This is a genomic window from Microcoleus sp. MOSTC5 (genome assembly GCF_036701825.1).
GTDB lineage: Bacteria > Cyanobacteriota > Cyanobacteriia > Cyanobacteriales > Microcoleaceae > Microcoleus > Microcoleus asticus.
Genome location: NZ_JAUBRK010000064.1, coordinates 40590 through 47523, shown reverse-complemented (window position 1 = coordinate 47523; position 6934 = coordinate 40590). Strand labels below are relative to the sequence as shown.

Annotated in this window: 1 protein-coding gene; it reads right to left on the bottom strand. The window is 46.6% G+C overall.

Annotated features, from left to right (window positions below; genetic code table 11):
- Positions 1–223 precede the first annotated feature (223 nt).
- Positions 224–6871: a CHAT domain-containing protein gene (locus QUA54_RS27575; protein ID WP_445301594.1), complete on the bottom strand. Its 6648-nt coding sequence runs from the start codon at positions 6869–6871 to the stop codon at positions 224–226.
- Positions 6872–6934 lie beyond the last annotated feature (63 nt).

Sequence of the window (6934 nt, the reverse complement as noted above, 5' to 3'; positions counted from 1 at the left end):
AGACTCGAACTCATGCACTGGCTAATTTCATAAATTCCTTTTTTTGTCAACTCCTAATACTGAACCGACGCCCTAGAGTTGAGTTGTCCTCTTCATAGCAAATTTATGACATAAAAAGATAGTAGTCGTCGTTAATCTCCGCGCCGGACACGGCGCTGTGCCGTTTCCTTACAGATATCGCGCCGGACAAGACGCCGTGCCGTTTCCCTACAGATATCGCCTATTACCAAGGACTGCCAATGATTGTGAATCCGGCCCAAAACTTCGGATGAGATAAATCTGAATTTGCTACTTGTGCCGATTGAGTAAGGTCGATCGCGCCTTGAGTTCCCCGCAATTGACCGTCTTTTACTACAATTTGTTTGTGGATCATTGCCAGTTGAGCTTTTCTGAGCGCTTCAGCTTTAATGTTTTCCGATCGCAAATTGCCATAAAACTCGGTCATCAACCCCAAAGTGCCGATATCATTAACTTTCCACAAACTTGCCAAAGCTGATTTGACACCGCTGCGGACGGCCAGTCCAGCAAATCCCATTTCTGCTGTATTGTCCCCGATCGCTGTTTCGCAGGCACTCAGCACTAATAATTCTACTTGTCGGCGATCGTACCACTTCGCCAACCTAAATTCATCCAGCGCCAAAGAGCTGTCCCACAAATCAATCTCAGCTTCCTTGCGTCCGTTTTCGCCTTGAGGAAAACTGGCGTGAGTAGCTAAGTGAACGATTCCAAATGCCTGTTGTTCGCGCTGTTTCCTCAGGTTTTGCAGGGTGAATTCTTGATTGAGAAAAGAGCGACCTTGCCACAAGGGAAATGCTGCTTGATTTTGCGTTTCTGTTCTCCTCCCGGCGATCGCAGATAATTCGATCGGCACCGCAGGCAAAGGATCTTTATAGGGAAACTCTGAAGCACCCATTGCTAAAACTTGGGCATTCCGCAAACTTTGATAATTGGTGTTAGTCAAGCTGATGCTGGGAATTGAACCTAAACTGTATTTTTCTATTAAAAATTGGTTGCCATCGTGCAAAGCTGCTATGGGCAATTGGCGCAAACCGGCATCAAATGCAAAAATGAGAGTGTCGATATTTAATGATTCTAAATTTTGAGAAATCGGTGCAACTAACCATTTGTAAAGTTCCTGGGCGCTTGGCAAATATCTTGTATCTTGCGAATCGAAAGGATTCCCTAAAGATTCCTGCAAGTATTTCACAGTTTCCTTTAATTCTATTATTGTGGCAATGGCGACTTTTTTGATAATCGGAGGGCCATCTGGAACTACTAAAATTAGCCACAAGTCTCTGATTCCTGCCACAGCGTAAACAATTACAGCTTGCTTCCCGGTTTCCTCCTTAATTGTTTTAAGAGTTTCTCTCAGATATTGAACGTTGATTTTTTTATCCGTGAAATTTTCCCCATAATAATTTTCGTAGTCTTGTTCAAATAGCTGGTCAATTAGAGCAATAGCATCGTTAGCATTGCCTTGTTCTAAAGTTTGTTCGACGAGCGACCTGCTAATTTGTGAGGGAAAGATATTTGGGATATCTGCGGGTGGGGGATTTTCTGCGATCGGAGGGGGAGTGGGAGTTGGTTCGGGAGTTGGTTCGGGAGTTGGGGCAGGAGTTGGTTCGGGAGTTGGGGCTGGTGCGGGGGCAGGAGTTGGTGCTGGTGCTGGTGTTGGTGCGGGTACTGGATTAACGGGAGGTGATTTTATTTGCGGCAGAGAGATTTGGGGAATATTTGCCAACCAATTAGTAGGGTTTTCAGCAGGTTGTTCTGGAGGAGGCGTCTCGGCGGGAGGGGGATTTAAGACTATGTATCCGTCGGGTTGTTCCGTGGAAGAAGCGCCAAGCTGCGACGGGTTTTCTGGAGGGTTTTCTGAAGCTGGGATAAAGGTAAGATTGGGTGTTTCAGCGGGCGGTATGTCGATCGATATTTGTCGATTATTGTCTAGTTGAAAGCCAACTCTGGTATTTCCCGTTTCAGGATTTAGCTCGAAAGAAGTTTTAGCACCCAATAAATCGCCAATTAAAAAAGCTAAATCTTGTTGGGGATTTTGGCTTGGGCTGACAGCGGGTGCGGGGACGGGTGCAGGTATGATCGAGCTTGCAGGCGCGGGTACGATCGCACTTGCAGGTGCTGGCTGAATTGGAGCTAACGGTTGGGTTAGAGAGACAAGAGGGGCTGTGGGCGCGGGATTTGGGGTGTTTGAAGGTTGGGGGGCGATCGCAGGTTGAGAGGCGAGGGAGGAGGTGATTTGGGAAACAGAGGGAAGGGTAGGTCTCGAAGCTATGCGGGCAGCAGCGTTTGGGGTTGTGGGAGTTGAGGGCTGCGTGGGGCGCGCGCGGGGTGGCAGTACGAATGAATCGGGCAATTCAGGTAGTCGGATGTTGAGGGGAAAACCAGGTATCGGATCGGGTGTTGCCGAAGGTGCGATCAAACTTTCGGGAATTGGGGCAGGTGCGATAAATATTTGGAGAATTGGGAAAGGTGCGATCAAGCTTTCCGGTGTTGGGGCACGTGCGATCAAGCTTTCGGGAGTTGGGGAAGGTGCGACGGGTAAACGCGGTGGGAGTTGCGGGGAGGGTGTGCCTGCAGGCGCTGGAGTCGGTGTTGGGGAAGGCGCTGGAGTAGCTGCGACTGTGGGTGCGGGCGATGGAGTAGCTGCGGCTGTGGGTGCGGGCGATGGAGTAGCTGCGGGCGTTGGAGTAGCTGCTGGTGTGGGTGTGGGCGTTGGAGTAGCTGCTGGTGTGGGTGTGGGCGTTGGAGTAGCTGCTGGTGTGGGTGCAACTATTGGCGGCGGTACGGAAATAATTTGAATGCGATCGACATCCTGTCTGTGAGTATAAAGATAGGAGTTATCCCGCAAAATTGTTTGAATAGGATTAGAATTTCCCCTAGTAATTGCACCCGCCGTTCCATTTGTGGCAGAATCACCCACAATAAACGGCGTTAATCCTGCGCCTCCGTGGCGGATAATTATAGTACCGCCGCTGCTATCTCCAGGACTTCCAGCCGTAGAAATGCTAGCATTGATGCCGTTTCTGTCTGTGAAGGAATTGAGCGATCGAAAAAACCTTCCCATTTGAATCTCGACATTGCCTCCCGTACCCTTGCCGAGACCACTTTGAGCGTTAATTTGACTCACCGTAATATCGCCCGCAGCACTGCGGTTATAAGCCGTGACATTCCCTGCATTCCCCTGCGCCGAAGAGTCAATTTTACCAACAGTAATACTTCCGGTAGCGTCGAGCAAGATACTGCCACCATTACCAGCAGACGAGGTATTGATATCGCCCGCAGCAATATTAGTTCCAGCGCTCAAAGCGATATTACCGCCATTGTTAGGGGAAGTCGCATCGAGATCACCTGTGGTGATTTCTCCGTTCTCACTAAACAAAGAAATTCCGGCGGGTGAGATGATATTTTTGGCTGTAATATTATTCGTAGTAATAATGTTAATTGCAGCGGAACTTTCGGGGATATCATCTTGAATATTGACGCTGTTGAGGGGAGCAACACTGCCAACAGCACCACCAAAATCAACACTTCCCGCATCGGGTTGAACAGTCAGATTGTAAGGCCCGTCAACAGTAGACTGAAAAGTAATATCGCCAGTCTCTAAAATTTTGACTGACAGGTTATCAGCTAATGTTACCGGAGCGTTAAAAGTAATATTATTGTGGTTGGTTTCGATATTTCCCTTAGCAGTAATAGTGTCCTTGGCCTGGACATCAATATTGCCACCAGTCACAGTAATACTGGGAGCGAAAGTGCGGGAATTAATATCAGATGTCGCAATAGTTCCGCCAGCAATTATGGTGACACCTCCGCCTTTACCATTTGCCGCAGCGGTAATAATTGGGCCGGCAGTTGTGTCGATATTACCGCCGCTTTGAATGCGAAGATTCCCGCTATTGGCGTTGAAACCGCTTAATAATAGGGCGCTACCAATTCCTGCCGTACTGATGTTGGTTCCAGCTTCGAGGGAAATATTGCCGCCATTGTTGCCGCCGATCGCATTTATGATTCCAGCAGTAGTGTCGATCGCCCCGCCGCTTTTAAACGTGATTGAGCCGCCGTCTTGATTGCCGCTCGCCCGGATGTCGCTCGTAGTAATATTTCCTGTAGCATTTAAATTAACATTGCCGCCTCTGTTAGTTTTAAGCTCGGGAGATGAACCGTCATAACTTGTCAATAGCTGACCTGTAGTGATATTTCCATTGCTATTAGTAAGGTTAAGATTTCCACCCTGTATTCCCGATACTGACACGCTACCTATATTAATGTCACCGTTGGCAGTAGATAAAGTAACATTGCTACCGTTGCCGTTACTAGAAGTACCGGCGATCGCACTTCCTGTTGTCAGTGTTGTGATGCCAGTGCTGGCTTGAATGGTAATATTTCCAGCAGCGTGATCGCCCGTAGTATCGATCGTTCCGGTATTTATGGAACCGGCAGTGCTCGTAAGTGCGATCGGGCCGCCCTCTTGATTCGCCGTTACATTGAGATTGCCAGTCGTAATATTGCGATCGGCATTCAAAGTAATTGATCCACCATTGCCCCCGGCTGAAGAATTATTGATATCGCCAAGCTCGATATTACCATTTACACTTTTAATATTGATATTTGCGCCATCAGATTTTGAACTATCATAACTTAATGCTGATATCCTACCTAAAGTAATATTCCCCCTTGCTTGTAAATTTACAGAGCCAGGAATGCCGAGAGAAGCGTTATTACTGGTATCTATAGCTTGGGGAGTCTGCTGGAAAATAATAGAACCCTGTTCGCTGATGATAGTAACATTACCGCTCGTCCCAGTAGGTGTTAATCCAAAACCCCCAGCAAAACTTTCTATACAAACAGGGGCGTTAGAACAGTTAATAGAGATATCGTTTTTTGCTTTGAGAGTAATGTCACCCGCTCCGCTGGGTGCGAAAGAAGCTAGACTACCTGTAGAAATAGTGCCACCTGCATTCAAAGTAATATCACCGCCCTTGCCACTGCCGCCCACACTAAGAAAAGTAGAAAGTCTTCCTGCAAGGATGTTGCCTCCAGCAGTCAAAGATATATCACCACCATCAGCATTTATCCCCTCTGTCCTAATCGTTTCTGTTTGAATGTTGCCTGTAGCTTGCATAATTACAGGGCCTATGTTCGTCGGGGTACTCGTATAAGCACTAATATTTCCTGTTTGAATGTTGCCGCCCGATCGCAAAATTACCGATCGGAAACTGCCTAATATAAATTCATCACCCGTAGTAGCACCCGCATAAGTTGCATCGGCACTCGTAATATCTATATCTCCATTAAAAATAATATTTCCCGTACCAAAAGTCGTATCTATTTTGATAGATGCGCCCGTATATTTCCCAGAAATAATGTTGCCTTTAGCTTGCATAACTAGAGGACCTATGCCCTTACCGAAGGTATTGTTATAAGTATCAATATTTCTTGTTTGAATGTTGCCACCAGATCGCAAAATTACCGATCGCGAATTACCCAAAATAAATTCATCTGTACCCGGAGAAGCACCAGCATAAGTTGCATCGGCACTCGTAATATTGATATCTCCATTAAAAATAATATTTCCTGTACCCGAAGTTGTATCTACCTTGAGAGATGCACCCGTGTAACCCCCTGAAGTATAGTCATCAGGTTGTGTAAAAATTGGATCGTACAGACTAATAAAATTCGCAGGTTTACCAGATAAATCAACAATCGATGTGTTACTGCCACTGCGAAAGTGAGCATCTGTTGATATGATACCATCACTCACTAAAGTCAGATTTCCGCCGCTCACAAAAGGCGTTTGCGAAAGATGATTCAGCGCCAAAAAATCGATACTTTGATTTCCCTGAATGTAGAGATTTCCGCCAGCATTCGCCACAAATGGATTTACCACACTATCGCGCACGCGCACTGTATTGTCAGCCAGCAAATTCAAATCACCAGTTGTACGTAACTGACTTTCAACTAATGTCAAATTGCGATTAGCTGACAGCGTTGCAGTCTCCGCAGTTACTTCTTTAGCAGTGACATCTCCATTCTCTACCTGTAAACCAGAACCAGTTAATTCTATTTGCCCTGCAGCGTTGACTGTTACCCCCGTGGCACTTCCCCCGCCACCCGCCAACAACTGTGGCAAAGATGCAATTGGCAACACCCAATTTTGAGGCAAACTGCCCGCTACAGATTGCGGCTGAATCTCCAAACTCAACAGATTTCCCGGTTGACTAATTCTGACTAAACTCTCGCCGGGAACCGCCACAATAATAATATTACCTCCCGGTGCAGAAAGTTGTCCCGTACTCAAAACCGTGCCGCCCAATAAACTTAAATTTTGCCCTTGTTCCACTGCCAAATTGCCTAAATTGACAATTCCTCCCGGCTGTGTATTTGTGAAAGCAAAACTATTAGGATTTCCGACTAATAAAGCATAATTATTAGTACCAGCCACACTAAACCAGTTATTGCCAAAACCGATGCCCGTCGCAGTAGTAGCAGTGAAAGCAGCAGGCACGTTCAAACTGGCATTTGTACCGAAAACAATTCCCGCCGGATTCATTAAAAACAAGTTGGAATTGCCGCCCGTAACTTGAATTAATCCGTTAATCAGCGAAGCATCGCCGCCGACAACGCGCCCTAAAATATTGCGAATATTGGGATTTGATATAAAATTAGCAGTTTGTCCTTGAGTTAAACCAAATTGCTGGAAACTGTGAAATAGATTTGCACCGTCACCGGATTGTTGGCCGCCTTGGATGTTAAATTGGTTGCCGCTGGGAGTAATTTGAGTATTCGTGCCGTCGGTTGCGGGGGTGATTTGGGCTGTGGCTGTTTGGGATGGGGCGAAAAGTCCTATTTCCCACATTGTTAAGGCGGTAAATGAGAGAAAGGTGAGGAAAAAGCGGGGTTTTCTGTTTGTTGATTTCAT